The following is a 17,044-nucleotide window of genomic DNA, read 5'->3' as shown; positions in this document are numbered from 1 at the left end:
CGGCTGGCCCGGCGACAGGCCGGACGAACGCTGCCCGGCGGGGGTGGTGCGGGCCGGTCGGCCCGCACCACCCACCGCACCGTCCGCCTGAGCCGCCCCCTACCGGGACCCCGCGCGGGGTCGACGGCGGGATCAGGGGTGCTGGAAGGCGACCTCCGGGTCGGCCGGTGACGGGCCGTCGAGCAGCGGCTGCGGGATGCCGCGCAGGTGCAGGTCGAAGAAGGCCCCGACGTAGGCGCGGGTGATCTCCTCCGCGCGCTGTGCCGGGATCGGCACGGCGGGGTCGGTCACGCCCAACTGTGCGGCGAGGACGGGCAGGTCGGTGAAGCTGGAGTGGTCGGAGCCGGCGATGGTCAGCCACCGCTTCCAGCCGTCCAGGCGCGCCCAGTCGCGGTCCCAGCTGGTGTCCGCGCCGCCCGGGCTGTGGTTGGCCAGGGTGCCGAACATGAGGAAGGGGCGGCCCTGGAGGCCGGTGGCGGGAACCGGCGCGAAGAAGGTGCCGTCCATGTTCACCCCGGCTCGTACCCGGTCGTCACCGGCCATGGTCGCGGCGGCGGCGTCACCGCCGATGGAGTGCCCGGCCATGCCGATCCGTTGCGGGTCGATCATGCCGGCGTACCGCCACGGCGAATGACGGTCGGTCAACTGATCGACGACGAAGGAGAGATCCTCGGCCCGGCTCCGGGCTATCGCCTCCAGGCCGTCGAGGGTGGGCGTCTGGTCGCAGACGACGCAGGTGCGGGTCCGTCCGTCGGGGAAGGTCACACCGGTGGACTCGTAGGTGTGGTCGACCAGCGCGACGACGTACCCGCGACTGGCCAGGTCCTCGGCGAGGCCGGTGAGGGTGGCGCGCGGCAGCGTGAGGCCGGGCGAGAGCACCAGCAGGGGGAACCTGCCGCGCTCCGGCCGGGCGTCGGCGTGCGCGTAGGTGCGGGTGCCGCCGAGTGTCTCGGCCGGGACGGCGCCGCCCGGAGCCGTCTGCTGCAGCAGCAGACGGGCCTCCTCGGTGGTCATGTAGGGGGCCGGTCCGCCGGTCCCGGGCCGGGCCGGGTAGTACGTCGACACCATCAGTTCCCGGGCACCCCCGGCCGGCACCCAGGGATCCCGGCGGTGCTGGTCGACGAGGTGCAGGGTGCTGCGTCCGATCGCGTGCGGGCCCGTCGGGCGGGGCAGCTCCAGGTGGACGCCGTACCTGTCCGAGGCCGCGGAGGGAGCTGCGACGGAGGGCCCAGGCGCGGCGAACGCCGCACCCGCCCCGATGATCGGCAGCGGCAGGACGAGCGTGAGCGCGGCGGCCAGGGCAGCACGACGGATTCTGGTCATGCCGGCAACGCTAGTTCGCGGGCGCAGCAGTTGACATCCCCTCAGAGGAGGACGGGGAAGGGGATGAGGCATCCCAGCGGAGGAGGCGGACGGGCCGGCGCAGCAGGCCGGACGGGGCGAGGCGGCGGGCCGTTCCGTCCCCCGCGCGGAACGGTCCGCCGACGGCTCCCGCTACTTCAGCAGGAAGTCGTACACCGCCTGCCGTCCGGCCGGGTTCGCCACCCGGTTCTGCACCGAGTGCGCCGCCCCGGGCACGATCACGATCTGCGGGTCGTGCGCCAACTTCGCCTGCTGGTACAGCACTTCGTACGGCGTGGCCAGGTCCCGGTCGCCGCCGAGCAGCAGCACCGGCACGTCCGGCAGCCTGCGGTGCTCCGACGGCGCCGGCGGCACCCGCTCGCGCGGCCAGTCGAGGCAGACCAGGAGGCTGCCGAGCCCGGTCGCGGTCGTCGGGTCGTACGGCCAGGTCTGCTCGGCCGTCAACCGCTGCCGGGTGCGCTCCAGCGCCGCCGCGCGGCCCGCGACGGGTGTGTCGGTGGTGCCCCACGGGAAGCGCGAGTCGGCGCACAGGGCGGCGGAGTGCAGCCCCTGGCTGAGCTCCTCGGCCGGGGCGGCGTCGACCTGCTGGTGGACCAAGTCGAAGAAGTCCTGGAGCTTCGCGGGCTGCCCTGCGGCGGCCTCGTGCAGGATCTCCGGGACACCGCCGTAGTCCGGGTCGATGAACTCGTAGCCGGTGAGCGCACTCAGGACCTGCGCCCCGTTGCCGTACCGCCGAACCGTGGCCGCGAGGTCGGCGGCCGGGTCGGTGGTGCAGCCGGTGGACCGGCAGGCGGCCCGCAGGACCCGGGCACTCGCGGGCAGCGCGGCCAGGTCGAGGGGGTCGAAACCCTGTTGCGGCGCCACCGAGTCGAGCACCAGCCGGGCCACGCGCGCCGGGTGGGCGAGCGCGTACCGCTCGGCGACGATGGTGCCGTACGAGACGCCGTCCAGGGTGAGGCGCCGGTCGCCGAGCGCGCGGCGCAGCAGGTCGATGTCGGCGACGGTGTCCGCGGTGCTGTAGTGGCGGGCGTCGGGGCCGAGGGCGGCGGCGCAGTCGGTGATCGACTGCTTGCGCGGCGCGGCGAGGTCGGAGGAGCCCATGTCCTCCTGGAGGCCCGGGCACTGGAGCGCGCCCCGGCCGGTGCCGCGCTGGTCGTACATCACCAGGCGGTAGTCCTTGAGGACGGGTTCCAGCTTGCCCGCGATCCGCTTGATCGCCGGGACGCCGGGCTGGCCGGGGCCGCCGGTGAGGAAGAGCAGGTCGCCCTTGGGGGCCTTGGTGTTGCCGGTGATAGCCACCTGGAGGTCGAGGGTGCCGGGGGTGGCGCCGCTGTGGTCGAACGGGACGGTGAGGGTCCCGCAGGTGAACTCCGGTGCGTCCGGGCAGGGCGCCTGGCCGGTGATCCCGCCGGCGCGGGCCGGTCCGGCCGTGGCGGCGAAGCCGACTGCGGGGGTGGCCAGGGTGGTCCCGGCGGCCACCGCGGCGGCACCCAGCAGAGCGGCGATACGGCCGCGCTTGCTCGTCATGTTCGTCCTTCCGCTCGCGCCGCGCCCGGGCCGACGCGGTCACGGAAGCAGCCTGCGCCCCGCGGCACTTCGATGGCGAGCGTTCGGGCCGGATTCGACCTGGAAGGCGGACGGAACCGTGTCCGCTGCGCCCCCCACGCCCTCGTGCTGCGCCACGACGGCACGCCTCGCCGACGTCCTCAAGAACAGGTGAGGAGTTCGGTGAGGTCCGCCAGCGCGGCGTCCCACCCGTGGGCCAGCACCACGCCCGCGGGGTTCAGTACCACCTCGTCGACTCCGGCCGTCCCGTAGGCGGCGAGCTCGGTCGCCAGCTGGTCCGGTGTGCCGTAGAGGAAGACACCGGACTCGACGAGTTCGCGGGCTCCGGCCACCGGGTCGCGGGTGTCCAGGTGCAGGCCCGCGCGGCGGAGCATGTCGGCGTAGTGCGGCGCGCCCAGGTGCCGGCCGGCCCCGTGCTGGGCCAGCACCATCGGGTGGCGGCCCGGCCGGGCGACGGCGGCGTGCACCACGGTCACCACTCTCGGCGGGGCCGCCACCCGGCCCGTCGTCGCTGCGCCTTCGGCCAGGGCGGGGACGAGGACCTCGGCCACGTACCGGGGCGGGGTCATCCAGGTGATCGCGACGTCCGCGACCCGCCCGGCCGCGCGGGCCATGGCGGGTCGCAGGACGCCCGCGCCCAGCTCGACCGCCGGCGGGGGCTCCCCGTGCGGGAGCCGGAGCCCGGGCGCGGCGGAACCGGGGCCCGGTGCGGGAGGCCCGGCCGACCGGCCGTCCAGCAGCGCGCGGACGGCGCCGACGTAGTCCGCCACGGCCTCGGCCGGCCGGGCGTAGGGGGCGCCCAACAGGCGACCGACGAGCGAGGGTTCGCCCGCGCCGTAGCCGATCACCGGCCGGTGTCCGGTGAGCACGGCCAGGGACTGGGCCTGGGCGGCCGCCTCGAAGGGGTGTCGCAGAGCAGTCAGCGTGACCGAGAGCCCGACCGGGATCCGCTGCCCCGTACCGGCCAGCCAGGCCAGCGCCTGGTGGCTCTCCACCGTCAGGGACTGCCCGAGCCAGAGCCGGTCGGCCGCGCCGGCGTCCACCAGCGAGGCCAGCGCCGTCAGCGCGGTGAGGTCGGCCCGGTCGCGGAGGGCGTGCGGGAAGAGGACGGAGATCCGCATGCCGCTCAGCCGTTCCGCGAGGGGTCGGTGGGGTCGGTGGCCGCGTCGCGCAGCGATCGGGCGACGGAGGCGGCGAGCGCCGGTCCGCCTGATCCGGCCGGGCCGTCCGGGCCGTCCGGGGCGGCCGCGTGTCGCAGTACTCCTTCGGCCACCGCCGCCGCCCGGTGCTGGCCGAAGCTCCGGCCGCGCCACCCGGCCCTGGTGTCGCCGGGCTCGTCGGCGGTGGCGATGCCCGGCCCCAGGGGGTGGGCGAAGACCGAGGTCTGCGTGCCGAGGCCGGGCAGGCCGCGCAGCGCCGCCGCCAAGGCCGTCAACTCGTCGGCGTGGGAGCGGGGGAGGTAGAGCACGACCGCGTCGCGACGCGGGTACGACCAGGGCCGGGACAGCACCTTGGCCCGGTATCGCAGCGAGCGGGCGGCCAGCTCCCGGAGCAGCGCCGCCCAGACCGCGGGCGCGGCGGTGGGGTCCTCGACGTGCAGGTAGAGCCGCCGCAGCGACTCGCCCTCGTGCGGCCCGCCGTGCGGCCCGTCCACCAGCAGGAAGCCGGGCGACAGCGCGGGACGGACGGCAGGCAGCTCGACGGTCACGGACGTGTCCGCCGGTCGCGGGTCGTCGCTCCGGACGGCGGCGGCCGGGACGCGGACCGTCACGCCGCCCAGCTCGACCGTGAACTCCGTGGCGGCGCCCCCGGTTCCGGTCCCGGACTCAGCTCCGGCCCCGGCTCCGGCTGCGGCCTCGGCCCCGGTCGGGACGGCGGCGCGCAGGCGGGCGGGGGCGAGCGTGTCCGCGTGCGGTGTCGCCGAGATCAGCTGCCGCTCGAACTCCACGTCACGGCGGGGCAGTCGGGTGGCGGTGCTGGATCGGTCGAGGCGCGACCGGTCGAGGCCGGCGTGCCACTGCTCGTAGAGCGCCGTGCCCAGGGCGATCCGCAGGCCGCGCGGCGAGTCGGCGCTGATGCGGTGGCCGTCCACCGTGACGGCCTGCGGGTACTCGGTGAGATCGATGCCGGTGAGTGCGGCCGCGAGCTGCTCGGACACGTACGTCATGACGCCACCAGCCCGATCGCCTCGATGAACCGGTCCGGGGCGAGCAGTGCCCCGCGTCCCACACCGGCGATGCCGCGCTGAACCGCGCTCAGGGTGGGCCGGACGCTCGCGGTGGCCATGGTGCGGTCGAAGAGGTGCCAGCCGGCGTACCCGACCACCCGCTCGGCGAGTTCGGGATCGAGCCGGTCGGCGTGCTGCCGGTAGCCCTGCCAGAAGGCGCCGATCACCGGGAGGACGGCGGCCAGTTCGCGCTCTCCGCTGCGCATGAGGGTGCCGTGGGCGTCGGCGGCTCGGCCGCCGTCGGCGTCAGCGTCAGTGAGGTCGGGGTCGGGATCGGGATCGGTGGCGTCGACCTCCGCATCGACCTCGTCGGTGTCGACGCCGGTGAACATCCGACTCGCCGCGCGGTACAGCCACTGCCCGACGAAGCCGCCGAGGTCGATCGCCGGGTCGGCTAGCTGGAACTCCTCCCAGTCGGTCAGCTGGAGCGTGCCGTCGCAGAGCAGGAACTGGTCCAGCCGCAGGTCGCCGTGGACCGGGAGGTGGTCGGCGGCGGCCGAGCGGGCGTCCAACGCGCGCAGGGCGCCGTGCAGTCGGCGGTCCTGCTGGAGCAGGCCCCAGAGGGCCAGTTCGGCGCCGCTGCTCGCGGTGTACTCGGCCACGGTCAGCGCGGCCAGCCGGTGGCCGGTGCGCGTGCCGGGGCGGGGCTTGGGCCGGACGTCGGCCGTCGGGAAGCCGTGCAGCTCGGCGAGCGCCCGGCCGGCCCGCCGGGCGAGTCCGGTGTCGAATCCGTCCTCGTCGGCGAGGGTGTTCCCGGTGACGGCATCCACCAGCAGGTCGAAGACCAGCACCAACCGCTTCCGATCGCCGCCGAGCAGCGCCGGCGACTCCCAGGAGAGTGCGCCGGCCCCGGTCCGGGCCGACTCGAAGGCGCAGGAGCGGTCATAGCGGTCGGTTCCGTCGGGGGCCTGGCCGTCGAGCCGTTTGATGAAGACGCCGGTGCCGTCCGTGGTGCGTCCCGCCCACGAGTCGTTGCGACCGAGATGGCTCACCAGGCTGTCCGGGTCCAGCGGGGCGAAGCCCAACGCGGCCAGTGCCACCGGCACTTCGGGCGCGTATTCGAAGAGGCCCGGGGTGCGGCCGGGGCCGGCCCGGTCGGCTGCCGGCGTTGCCGGTGGAGTCGAGACTGTCGCTGCCATGGCGGCCACGCTAGGGATCCCGGCCGGCGGTCACCACAGGCAGGATCCTGTCATGCCCGAGCGGGCAAGGGGGCAGGATGCCCCACTTTCCTGCTACTGGGCACTGGCATCGAACGCCTGATCTGCTGGGGGCGGTCGAGGAACCCGCTCCTCGACCGAAATCCGAAGCCGAATCCGGGCCCGATCCGGGCCCGAATCCGACGAGTCGAGAGGATGACCATGAGCTCTGCTGACCTGATGGGCGGCTACGCCGCCTACACCACCCCGAACGCGGCGATCGAGGAGCTCGCCAGCACCGGCATCACGGCCGAGTTGGAGTTCACCCCGGTCCTCACGGTCACCCCGTGGACCGAGGCGATCTCCCTGGTGGTGGTCTCCATCGCCACCCAGCTGTGATCCGCTCGCAGACCTGATTTCCCCTCCATCTCAAGGGAGTTCGACATGAGTACTGCTGACCTGATGGGCGGCTACGCCGCCTACACCACGCCGAACGCCGCGATCGCGGAGCTCGCCAGCACCGGCGTCGCCGGCGTCCCGGCGGAGCTGGAGGTCACCCCGACCGTCTCGCTCGTCGTCCTCTCGCTCGTCACGATCACCATCATCGGCTGACGGACTCGTCGAGCGTCACGTCGTCCGGGCCCCGCGGCACGCTGCGGGCGGGGCCCGGCCGGCGGCCGGAGCGGTGCACCCAGCCGGCGACGCCGACCCGCGAGGAGCACTGCAACCGCCGCATCGTCTCGCGGAGGTGGTTGACCACCGTCCACTCCGAGATGCCCAGGCGGCGCGCGATCTGATGGTTGCTCAGTCCGTCGGCCACCAGGAGCGATACCTCCAGTTGGCGGCTGGTCAGTTGCCGCCCCGGCGGCGCCTCGGCGGAGTCCGGCTCGGCGAGGGGGAGGGCGAGGGAGAAGGAGCAGAGCAGGTCCAGGAGCGCGGTGGCCGCGCCGGTTGCCAGCGCGTGGGCGAACTCGTCCTCGGCGAGCCGGCGGCGGATGCCGGGCAGCAGCCGCGCGGTGGCCAGGTCGGGATCTGCGGGGTCGCCGGGAATGCCGGCTCGCCCCGGATGGAAGCTGCCCAGCAGCCGGGCGGCGTCGGTCGCCCGCGCCGGTGCGGGGCGCAGCGGACTCGCGACCAGGCCGACCAGCGCGCCGAGCGTGGCGACCGCGCCGAGCGGGCGCAGGTGGGCCAGCCCCTCGACGTAGTGGGCGCGGGACGCGGACGGATCGCCGCCGGCGGCGGCGATCAGGCCCAGGTGCAGCAGGGCCGTGCCGACCAGCAGCACGTCCCCACGGCGCCGGGCCGCGGTCAGCACCCGGCCCGCCAGTGCGGCGCCGCGCCCGGTCCGGCCGACCCGAAGCTCGACCAGGGCGGCCTCCAACTCGACGCGCAGGGCCGCCGGTTCGTCGTCGGCCGCACGGAGGAGCGCTGCTGCCCCGGTGAGGGCGGCGAGCGCTCGGTCGGGGTCCCGGTCGCATCCGGTCAGGCCCCGCAGCCGCAGGAGTCGGGCCGCCGTGGAGGGTTCATCGGGCGTGGTCCGGGATCGGTCGGGCACGGATGAGGCCGCCCCGGCCTCATCCAGCAGGGCACTCGCCAACTCGTGGTCGCCGTCGAGCAGTCGGGCCTCGGCGCGGATCAGCGCGAGCCGGACCCGCGCTCGCCCGCCGGTGATGCCGGTGATGCCGGTGGGATCGGCGGGATCGGTGGGACTGGTGACGCCGAGCGGCACGGCGGGCCGGTCGGCCCAGTCCGGGCCGAGGCCGACGAGTCGGGCGTGGGCGAGCAACTGCTCCATCAGGTCGAGGGCCTCGGCGGTGAACCCGTGCCGGGTCAGTGTGCCGACCGCCAGCCGGAGGTTGGCCTCCTCGACGCGCAGGGCGAGCAGGGCCGTCGGCTGGTCGCCGGCGGCCAGCCGCCGGGCGGCTCCGGCTGCGAGCCGGGCGTAGTAGCGCGCATGGCGGAGCGCGAGGACGACGAGCGGGCCGCCGGCGGGCCGAACCTCGGGAAGGTCGCCGAACGGCACGTACAGTCGCGTCTCGGCCGCACCGTCCAATCGGCCGGACGGCCGGTCCTCCAGCGTCAGCGACTGCCGATCGAGCAGGGCCTCCAGCGCCGCCGGGAAGGCGCTCGGCGCGATCCCGGACACCGCCCGGAGCGCCTCGGGCCCGAACCCGCCGGCGAACAGGGGTGTGCAGGACATCAGCCGCGCCGCGTCGGCGCCGAGCGCGCCGCACCGTCCTGGTGGTCGCCCTGCCTCCCGTTTTACCTCCCGTCCCGGCAACCGGTCCGGCGACCGTCCCGGCGCCCGGTCCGCCGGCGGAACGGGCGGCTCGGCATAGGCGGCCACCAGGCGGCCTCCCCCCGCCCCGCCGAGTGCGGCCAGCACGGTGCCGACACCCTCCAGCGCCGCCACCCGGGCCGCGAGCACCAACGCACCCGGCAGGCCCCGGAGTTCCACGCAGATCCGGCCCACGGTCTGCTGGTTCCGGGAGGTCACCGTGAAGCCCGGGCTCCAGGCCCGCCGGGCAGCCGTGAAGGCCTTTACCGCGGGGGTACGGCAGAAGGCATCCAGGTCGGTCGGTGACCAGTCCACCGGAACGGCCAGTGGGTCCACCCGGTACGCCACGCCGGCGCCGGCGGGTGACAGCCGACCGGTGGCGAGCAGCTTCGCCCCACGCGGCGCACAGCGGGCCAGCAGCGCCGGGTAGTCGTCCGGCTCGACCTGATCAGCCATCAGCAGCTCGGCTGGTCCCGGAGTTCCGGCCGCCCCGCCCGCCGCCCGGTACTGCTCGGCGACCGCGAACGCCAGCCGGGTCTTGCCGCTGCCCGGTAGGCCGTGCAGCAGCACGCCGGGTACGGCGGGGTCGGCGAGCAGCCGCAGCAGCTCGGCCGTCTCACGTGCTCGCCCGAACAGTTCGCCCGTGAAGGCCCGGTGGTCCGCAGGTTCCCGCTGGGGGACGCCGGACTCGAACAAGATGGTCATGGACGGCTCCAGAGCTGGCTCCGCCCGCCTACACAGCGCGGGCGCGCCGGCGGGATCGTCCGTACTGATCCTGGACGGCGGCGCCGACCGGCGGTATCCCAGACTTCTGGGACGCCGCCGGTTCAGCATCGGCACGCGGCCAGGCTCAACCCCTCGCCCGGACCGGCCTGCCGTTCGGTTCCGGACTCACCGCAGCCCCCGGTGCCGACGGCGGCGGCCCACGTGGTGGTGCCCGTGGCGCCGTCGCCACCGCCGTCGACCGGCTCCCGCCGCCGATGCTCCGGCCGCCGACGCTCCGGTGGACCGGGACGAGTCGGCCAAGGCGTCCTCCGACTCCCGCCCGGAGTCCTTCGATCCCGCGGGCAGCACGTCGATCCGGCCCATCTGGCCGTGCGAGGAGTGCACCATGTGGTGGCAGTGGTAGACGTACTCGCCCGGGTACTGGCCCCAGGTCATGGCGATCCGGACGCTCTCCCCCGGGTGGACCGTGACGGTGTCCTTCAGCCCGGCCTCGGCCGGTCCGACCGGCACCCCGTCACGGTCCAGCACGCGGAACTGCACCAGGTGGGTGTGGAAGGAGTGGGGGGCGTGGAAGACCCCGGCCGGCTGGCGGGTGAGGTGGTTGCGGATCGTCCAGATCTCGCTGCTGCCGACGGTGGTCCGCACGTCGGTGCGCTTCGGGTCGTACTTGCGCCCGTTGATCCTGGCGTCCGGGAAGGTCGTCAGCGCGAACTCCCGGTGCACCGTCGCCTTCGGGATCGGCGGCAGGGTGGCCAGGACGTCCGGGATCCGGCTCCGGTCCTCGGCCGTCCGGGTGATGTCGAAGCGCAGCACCTCGGTCCGCTCGCTCTCCAGCGCGGCCGTGTTCTCCAGCACCACCGATCCGCCGACCGGGTAGCGGGCGAAGTCGACCACGATCTCGGCGCGCTCCGCGCCGGTCAGGGTCAGCTCGTGCACCGTCACCGGCGCGGCGAGCAGTCCGCCGTCCGAGGCGATCTGGGTGAACGGCTGGCCGTCGGCGAGACGCAGCGACACATGGCGGTTGGGCGAGACGTTGAAGACCCGCAGCCGGTACTTGCGCGCGGCCACCTGGAAGTAGGGCCGCTCCTTGCCGTTGACCAGCATGTGCGGGCACGCGTACGGGTCGGTGTAGACCAGCCTGCCGTCGGTCTCGATCCGGGCGTCCCGGATCAGCAGCGGGATGTCGAACTCGCCGTTCGGCAGCGGCAGGCCGCTCTCGTGCGGGTCGCTGAGCAGGTAGGCGCCGGCCAGGCCGCGGTAGACGTTCTCGGCCTCCAGCTCGTGCGCGTGGTCGTGGTACCAGAGCGAGGCGGCCACCTGCTCGTTGGGGTAGCGGTACTCGCGGGTCTCGCCGGGCTTGACGAGGTCCATCGGCAGGCCGTCGTAGCGCGAGTGCACATGGCCGCCGTGCAGGTGGACGGAGGTGTGCACGCGCAGGTCGTTGGTCTGCTGGACCACCACCTCCCGCCCTCTGACCGCCCGGATGGTCGGGCCGGGGAAGCAGCCGCCGAAGGTCCGGACGGTGGTCAGCAGCCCCTTGACGATCTCCGCCTGGGTGTCGGCCATCCGTAGCCGGTACAGGTCCGAGGAGTCCGTCCGCGACACCGGGCTCAGCACGGGGGGTACCGGCATGGCGTGCTCGAAGGGGGTGATCCGGGCGGCCGACCGCTTGGCCTCCGACCTGGGCGGCGCGGCTTGCGGGGCCGGGGCGGCCTGCGCGGCCGACAACGCCAGGGACGAGACCCGGGCCCCGCCCGGTGCGCGGTCCCAGGGGAAGAGGACCGCCGGACCGCCTATCGCGGCGGCTTTCAAAAGGTCTCGTCGGTTCAGCATTCCCGGTCTTTCCGTCCAGGGCCGGACGGTCGGTGCGCCGCCGGGCCAGTGGTCGCCGGTCGTGGTTTCCGGCGGCCCTGCTCGGTGGCCGCCGCGCGCACGACGGCGCGGGCCGGGCGTGTCGGACCGTAGCGCCGACGCGACGTTCCGTCACTGCCCGTCGGCTCAGTATCGGCGAGCTTCGCGCGCTCCGCAGCGCGACCGCACCTGCCCGGGCCCCGGTCGGCACTGGCGTCGGGCCCGGAACGACTGACGCGGGGGCCGGGCACCTGGTGGGCACCGGAGCGGCCGGCCGGCACTGGCGTCGGGCCGACCGGCCCCGGCCGCCGTTCAGGATTCGGGCGACGCCCAGGTGCCCAGGGACATCTCGGCGGTGATCCCCGGGCCGAACCCGGCCAGCAGCCCCTGGTGGCCGTCGAGGGCCGACTTCTCGTCGAACATCCGGGCCAGGGCGTCGAGCACGACCGCACTGGCGATGTTGCCGTACTGGGTGAGGGTGGCCCGGCTGAAGCGGAACGCCTCGGGCGGCACCTCCAGGAAGCGGCTGAGGTCGTCCAGGATCCGTGGGCCACCGGCGTGGACGATGTAGAAGTCCAGCGTGCCCACGTCCCACTGGTGCTGCTCCGCCACCGCGCGCAGGGCCGGGCTGAGCGGCTCCATCGTCCCCGGCACCCTCTTGTCCAGCTGGAAGTGGAATCCGGTGGGGCGGACCGCGTAGGAGATCCACTCCTCGGTGTCCGGGATGAGGTACGAGCCGTTGCGTTCCAGCCGCATTCCGGTCCCGCCCTCGCCCCGGACCACGGCGGCGGCGATCCCGTCGCCGAACAGGCCGTTGGACAGCAGCGAGCCCACGCCCAGGTCCGTGGGCTGGTAGCACAGCGAGCAGAACTCGCAGGCCACGATCAGCACGTTGGCGCCCGGGTAGGCCGAACAGAAGTCATGGGCCCGGTTCACCGCCGCGCCGCCGGCCGCACACCCCAGTTGGGCGATCGGCAGCTGCCGGGTCTCCGGCCGGAAGCCCAGCCTGTTGATCAGCCACGCCGTGAGCGACGGCATCATAAAACCGGTGCACGACACATAGACGATCAAGTCGATCTGGGACGGCTCCACTTGGGCCTGTTCGAGGGCCCTGAGCACCACCGCCGGGACGCGGGCCTTCGACTCCGTCGCGAAGACGGCGCTCCGTTCGTCCCACCCCGGGTGCTTCAGCACCACCTCGATGGGTTGGATCAGGTGCCGCTTGCGCACTCCGGTGTTCTTGATGAGACGCAGCGCCAGTTCGAGCTGTGGGTGGTCGGGGTGGAGCCTGCGCGCCAGCTCGATGGTCTCCTCGTTGGTGATGACGTGCTCGGGTACGTCTATCGCCGGTTTGCACAGAACTGCCACGGCACTTCCTCCAGACGAGCGGTGTTCCCGGTGCGACCCTGGCGGGGCGGGATTTCACCACTCGACGGCAGCCGCTGCGAGCCGGACGCGCGGAGGGCGCGGGCGGCGGGACGCACCGGGCGGGACCCAACTCAGTGGCCGACGAGCCGACCGGGCGAGGATCGGATGATCGCGGTACGGGCGGTCGTGCTGGTCGCAAGTTGGTTCAGGCCACCTAGCCCAATTTACGGAAGGCGGGCCCGTCCCGCATGTCGGCCCGCACACCCCGGGGTGTGCGGGCCGACGTGCGCGGTGTTGCCGGCGGCGGGTGGCGGCGGGCGGGCGCCGGAGCGTGGGGGCACCGTCACCAGGTGACCGGCAGCGCCAGCGGATAGCGCCAGATGGACGTGGTGTTCCACGCCAGCTCCGCGGCCGGCTTCGCCAGCGCGATCCTGGGGAAGCGCTCCAGCAGGGTCCCGAGGGCGACTTCGAGTTCGGTGATGGCCAGCGGCGCGCCGAGGCAGTGGTGCGCGCCCCAGCCGAAGGTCATGTGGGAGGGGCTGGTCCGCTCCAGGTCCAGCTCGTCGGGCCGGTCGAACCGGCGGCCGTCCCGGTTGGCCGTCAGGTAGGAGACGTGCACGATGTCCCCCGCCGGGATCGTCACCCCGCTCAGCTCCACGTCCTCAAGGGCCACCCGGGGGATGCCGACGCCCTTGCGGAAGGGGATGAAGCGCAGCAGCTCCTGGAGCGTCCGGGAGAGCGTCTCGGGCCGCTCGCGCAGTGCGGCGAGCACGTCGGGGCGGCTGAGGATGGTGTACGAGAGGTTGCCGAGCTCGTACGTCGTGGTGTCCTGGCCCGTGATCAGCAGGACCATGGCCATCACGGTGAGTTCCTTCTCGTCGAGGACCTCGTCGCCGTCGCGGGCCGTGGCCAGCACGCTGATCAGGTCGTCGCCGGGGTTCCTGCGCCGTTCGGCGGTCAGCTCGGCGAAGTACGCCCGCAGGTCGGCCTTGGCCCGTACCGCGTTCGGCTTGTTGGCCAGGCTCACGTCCATCATCGTCCGGGCGTTGGCGCGCAGCCGGGCGCTGTCGGCCTCGGGGATCTCCAGGACCTCGCAGATCGTGATCAGCGGGAGCGGGTGGGCCAGGTGCTCCATGAGGTCGGCCGGGGGGCCCTGGTCCCGCATGCGGTCCAGCAGCCCGTTCACCACGTGCTGGGTGCGGTCCCTCATCCGCTCGATGTGGTCGGGGGTGAAGCCCTTGGACACCAGGCTGCGCAGGCGGGCGCTGGCGGGAGGGTCCATGACGTTGATCGCCTCGGCCTGGACGATCGGCTCGGGGGTCATGCGCGGGAAGTCCCGGCCGACGATGGCGTGGCGGCTGAACCGCCGGTCGGTGGTGACCGTGCGCACGTCGTCGTACCCCGTGACGAGCCAGGCCTCCCCCTCGCCGTAGGGGAGGCGGATGCGGCTGACCGGTGCGTCGTTCATGAGCTGCCGGAGCGTCGGGTCGAACTCTAGGGTCTCGGCGAAGTCGAACGGGCAGTTCCGTGCGCTGGAGTCGGTGGACATGCGGACCTCCAGGTCTGGGCCGCGCGGGCCGGATGGGGGAGGCGGACGAATTGCACCGGTACCCGATCGGTCGGCCGCACACACCGGTGGAGGTGCGAGAGCGCCGGTAATTCATCCGGTCTGATCAGCGGCTCGGCTCCACCCGCGCCGGGGCCTGCCACCGGTCCGCTGGTCCGTGGCAGGCCCCGGCCCCGGGTGCCTCAGCCCTTCCCGGCGGCCCGGTTCTCCCCGGTGGCCCGATGCCCGTGCCGGAAGAGCGGGGCGCGGGTGTCGAAGGGCACGTCCTCGTGGGAGGCGGCGACGGCGGCGTCCGAGCGGGGGAGGTCGAACGGGAGCGTCGCGGTCATCGGGGCCCGGCCGAGCGCGGCGTCCAGCACGACCTCGTCCGCGGCGCCGAACTCGCCGATCAGCAGCGCCGCGTGCGGGGCGAGCGGGGTGAGCACGGCGGGCCGCTCCAGCTGGGCGGCGAACACCGTGGGCACGGTGGCGGCCAGCGCGGTGAGGCGGTCGACCTCGGCCGACTCGAACTCCAGCGAGCCGCTGTGGAAGTGCTGCTCCAGCAGCCCTTCGCGCCGCTCGTACGGGGTGGCGAGGCGGATCACGGCCAGCTCGGCCCGCTCCGGCTCCTCGACGAGGGTGCCGTACCCGGCGGCGACGGCGGGGTCGATGCCCTCGACGTACAGCCGGGTGGCGGGGCGCGGCTCGCCGGCCAGGTGGACCACCGAGCGGCGCTGGACCTCGCGGCCGAGCGCCCGGCCCTCCGGGGCGCCGACCAGGTCGGCGGCGGCCTCCGGGTCGACGTACGGGTCGGCGAAGAGGCCGAGGCGGAACTTGTCGCGCAGGATGCGGCGGACCGACTCGTCGAGCCGGGCCTCGGTGACGGCGCCGGAACGGACGGCGGCCAGGATCAGCTCCGGGTCCGTCTCGCCGCCGAGCTGGTCGGCGCCCGCGTCCAGGGTGAGCACGACCTGCTCGGCGACGGACAGCTCCTCGACGCCCCAGTGCCGCGGGGGCAGCGTGACCACTCCGGGGACGTCCATGCCGGTGATGGCGTTGAAGTCGGTGCAGACCACGCCGTCGAAGCCGTAGCGCCCGCGCAGCAGGCCGGTGATGACGTCCCGGTTGAAGTTGGCGCCGACCTCGGCGAGGCCGCTGCCGGAGGGGATCGCGTAGGCGGGCATGATCTGCGCGGTGCCCGCGGCGAAGGCGGCCTCGAAGGGGCGCAGGTGGGTCTCGAACTCGCCGCCGGGGTAGACCAGTCGGCGGCCGGCGGCGAAGTGGGAGTCCTCGCCGGCGGCCTGCGGGCCGCCGCCGGGGAAGTGCTTGGTCATGCAGGCGACGCTGTCCGGGCCGATCGGCCCGCCCTGGAGACCCTCGATGTAGGCGGTGATCATCCGCGAGGCGCGCTCCGGGTCCTCCCCGAAGGTGCCGCTGATCCGGGCCCAGCGGGGCTCGGTGGCGAGGTCGGCCATCGGGTGGATGGCGACCCGGATGCCGACGGCGCACAGCTCGCGGCGGATCAGGTCGGCGTAGCGCCGCACCAGGTCGGGGTCGTCGGTGGCGGCGAGTCCGATCGGCTCGGGGCCGGTGCTGAAGCCGCCACCGGTGTGGGCGGTGGCCGGGTTGGCGGTGAAGCCGTGCCGGGGGTCGGAGGAGAGGGTGACGGGGATGCCCAGCCGCCCGGCCGCGGCGAGGTCCTGGACGTGGTTGTTCCACTCGGCCATCGCGCGCGGGTCGGGGACGGCCATCATGGCGAAGTGGGTGAGGCCGCGCTCGGTGATCAGGCGGGCGCCGGAGGGGAACGGGCCCTGGTCGCCGGGGAGCATCCGGCCGTGCAGCATCAGCGCGGCCTTCTCCTGCAAGGTCATCCGGGTGAGGAGGTCCTCGACCCGCTCCTCGACGGGCAGCCGCGGGTCCTCGTAGGGCTCCATGGTGCCGTTGTGGTTGAGGTCGCGGAAGGGCGTGCCGTCGGTGTGCCGCAGCAGGGTCAGCATGCCGTCACCTCGGCGGTGTTCGACGCGGCGGTACGGGCCTCGGTGCTGGCGGCGGTACCGGCCTCGGTGCTGGCGGCGGCGCGGGCGGCGGCCTTGGCGCGGAAGCCGTCCAGGGTCTCGGCGGTGACCCCGCAGGCGGTCAGGAAGCCCTCGGCGCCGCCGTGCTTGGCGCGGACCAGGTCGAGGAAGGTGCTCATCGCCCCGGCGGGCGCCTCCAGCAGCGGGGCGGGGACGACCAGCCGGCCGGCCTCGACCTCGTTGAGGGCGGCGCGGTTGCGGTCGGCGAGGCCGGCCCAGATCTGCTCGATCGCCTCGTTGGTGCGGGCGTAGTCGGCGACGATCTCCTCGGCGGGCACCCCGAGCAGCTCCAGCAGCAGCGCGGTGAGCAGCCCGGTGCGGTCCTTGCCGGCCGCGCAGTGCACCAGCACGCCGCCCGGGCGGACGGTGGCCTCGGCGGCGGCGGCCAGCCCCTGCGGCGCGGACTCGGCCATCAGCAGGTAGAAGGCGCCGAGGTCCTCGGCGGTGGTCATGGCCCGCATGGCCTGCGCCAGTTCGTCGTTGGTCGGCTCGATCCGGGCGAGGACGACGGCGATGCCGGCGGCCTCGGCGGCGGCCCAGTCCTCGGGGCGGCTCTCGGACTCGCCCCGGAGGTCGACGATGGTGGTGATGCCGTGCTCGCGCAGCTGGGCGACGACGGCCTCGTCGGCGGCGGGGAAGGGCTGGGCGGAGCGGAACAGGGTGCCGGGGCGGATCCACCGGCTCGCGGGGTCGGCGAGCGCTGCGGGGTCGCGGAAGTTGACCAGGGACATGCGGGGGGCCTTTCAGGAAGTGCGAAGCAGGTGGTGAAGGTGCGCGGCGGGCCGCACGAGGGGGGGAGAGAAAGGGCAGGGCCGGCGGCGAAAGGGCGCGCGGTGCCGTCCGGACGGCCGACGGCATCGCCCAGTGGTGACGGGGTGTAGGGGTGACGGGGTGTAGGGGTGTCGGCTC

At 74.3% G+C, this 17,044-nt stretch carries 12 protein-coding genes and 1 pseudogene; 2 read left to right on the top strand and 11 right to left on the bottom strand.

Features of this window, described 5'->3' with window-relative positions; genetic code table 11:
• Positions 1-132: 132 nt before the first annotated feature.
• From ACIOGZ_RS35115 to lxmK, 5 genes are all read right to left on the bottom strand, one after another.
• The gene (locus ACIOGZ_RS35115) at positions 133-1,323 is read right to left on the bottom strand and encodes an alpha/beta hydrolase family protein (RefSeq protein ID WP_400988898.1); all 1,191 of its coding nucleotides are present in this window, start codon (positions 1,321-1,323) and stop codon (positions 133-135) included.
• A 171-nt stretch (positions 1,324-1,494) separates the two neighbouring features.
• Positions 1,495-2,889 carry an alpha/beta hydrolase gene (locus ACIOGZ_RS35110; RefSeq protein WP_400988897.1) on the bottom strand — a complete coding sequence of 465 codons (1,395 nt, stop codon included), beginning with the start codon at positions 2,887-2,889 and terminating at the stop codon, positions 1,495-1,497.
• A gap of 179 nt (positions 2,890-3,068) precedes the next feature.
• Positions 3,069-4,049 (bottom strand): LLM class flavin-dependent oxidoreductase, encoded by a 981-nt coding sequence (locus tag ACIOGZ_RS35105; RefSeq protein ID WP_400988896.1) that lies wholly within the window; start codon positions 4,047-4,049, stop codon positions 3,069-3,071.
• A gap of 5 nt (positions 4,050-4,054) precedes the next feature.
• The gene (locus ACIOGZ_RS35100; RefSeq protein ID WP_400988894.1) at positions 4,055-5,095 is read right to left on the bottom strand and encodes a T3SS effector HopA1 family protein; all 1,041 of its coding nucleotides are present in this window, start codon (positions 5,093-5,095) and stop codon (positions 4,055-4,057) included.
• Complete coding sequence (gene lxmK / locus ACIOGZ_RS35095; RefSeq protein WP_400988893.1) at positions 5,092-6,294, bottom strand: class V lanthionine synthetase subunit LxmK; 1,203 nt, start codon at positions 6,292-6,294, stop codon at positions 5,092-5,094. Before lxmK ends, ACIOGZ_RS35100 begins: the two co-directional genes overlap by 4 nt.
• A 219-nt stretch (positions 6,295-6,513) precedes the next feature.
• Between lxmK and ACIOGZ_RS35090 the strand changes: the two genes are divergently transcribed.
• The gene (locus ACIOGZ_RS35090) at positions 6,514-6,690 is read left to right on the top strand and encodes a hypothetical protein (protein ID WP_350876063.1); all 177 of its coding nucleotides are present in this window, start codon (positions 6,514-6,516) and stop codon (positions 6,688-6,690) included.
• Positions 6,691-6,735: 45 nt separating this feature from the next.
• Positions 6,736-6,903, top strand: coding sequence for a hypothetical protein (locus tag ACIOGZ_RS35085; protein WP_350876060.1), 168 nt, complete (start codon positions 6,736-6,738; stop codon positions 6,901-6,903).
• Here ACIOGZ_RS35085 and ACIOGZ_RS35080 read toward each other — a convergent pair.
• The 6 genes and pseudogenes from ACIOGZ_RS35080 to ACIOGZ_RS35055 all read right to left on the bottom strand — a co-directional run bounded on the left by ACIOGZ_RS35080 (position 6,893) and on the right by ACIOGZ_RS35055 (position 16,866).
• The gene (locus tag ACIOGZ_RS35080; protein ID WP_400988891.1) at positions 6,893-9,274 is read right to left on the bottom strand and encodes a LuxR C-terminal-related transcriptional regulator; all 2,382 of its coding nucleotides are present in this window, start codon (positions 9,272-9,274) and stop codon (positions 6,893-6,895) included. The two genes, ACIOGZ_RS35085 and ACIOGZ_RS35080, sit on opposite strands and share 11 nt — an antisense overlap.
• A 186-nt stretch (positions 9,275-9,460) precedes the next feature.
• Complete coding sequence (locus ACIOGZ_RS35075; protein WP_400809415.1) at positions 9,461-11,128, bottom strand: multicopper oxidase family protein; 1,668 nt, start codon at positions 11,126-11,128, stop codon at positions 9,461-9,463.
• Between the two features lie 330 nt (positions 11,129-11,458).
• Positions 11,459-12,523 (bottom strand): annotated as a pseudogene (locus tag ACIOGZ_RS35070) (type III polyketide synthase); the annotation flags it as partial.
• Between the two features lie 334 nt (positions 12,524-12,857).
• On the bottom strand, positions 12,858-14,063 hold the full coding sequence (locus ACIOGZ_RS35065; protein ID WP_363581019.1) for a cytochrome P450: 1,206 nt from the start codon (positions 14,061-14,063) through the stop codon (positions 12,858-12,860).
• Between the two features lie 200 nt (positions 14,064-14,263).
• The gene (locus tag ACIOGZ_RS35060) at positions 14,264-16,057 is read right to left on the bottom strand and encodes a glycoside hydrolase family 3 N-terminal domain-containing protein (RefSeq protein WP_363581017.1); all 1,794 of its coding nucleotides are present in this window, start codon (positions 16,055-16,057) and stop codon (positions 14,264-14,266) included.
• Positions 16,051-16,866 carry a tyrosine-protein phosphatase gene (locus ACIOGZ_RS35055; RefSeq protein WP_363581015.1) on the bottom strand — a complete coding sequence of 272 codons (816 nt, stop codon included), beginning with the start codon at positions 16,864-16,866 and terminating at the stop codon, positions 16,051-16,053. The genes ACIOGZ_RS35060 and ACIOGZ_RS35055 overlap by 7 nt, the downstream gene beginning before the upstream one ends.
• Positions 16,867-17,044: the final 178 nt, after the last annotated feature.

Source organism: Kitasatospora sp. NPDC088160 (assembly GCF_044741445.1).
Classification (GTDB): domain Bacteria; phylum Actinomycetota; class Actinomycetes; order Streptomycetales; family Streptomycetaceae; genus Kitasatospora.
This window is presented reverse-complemented; position numbering and strand designations above follow the sequence as displayed.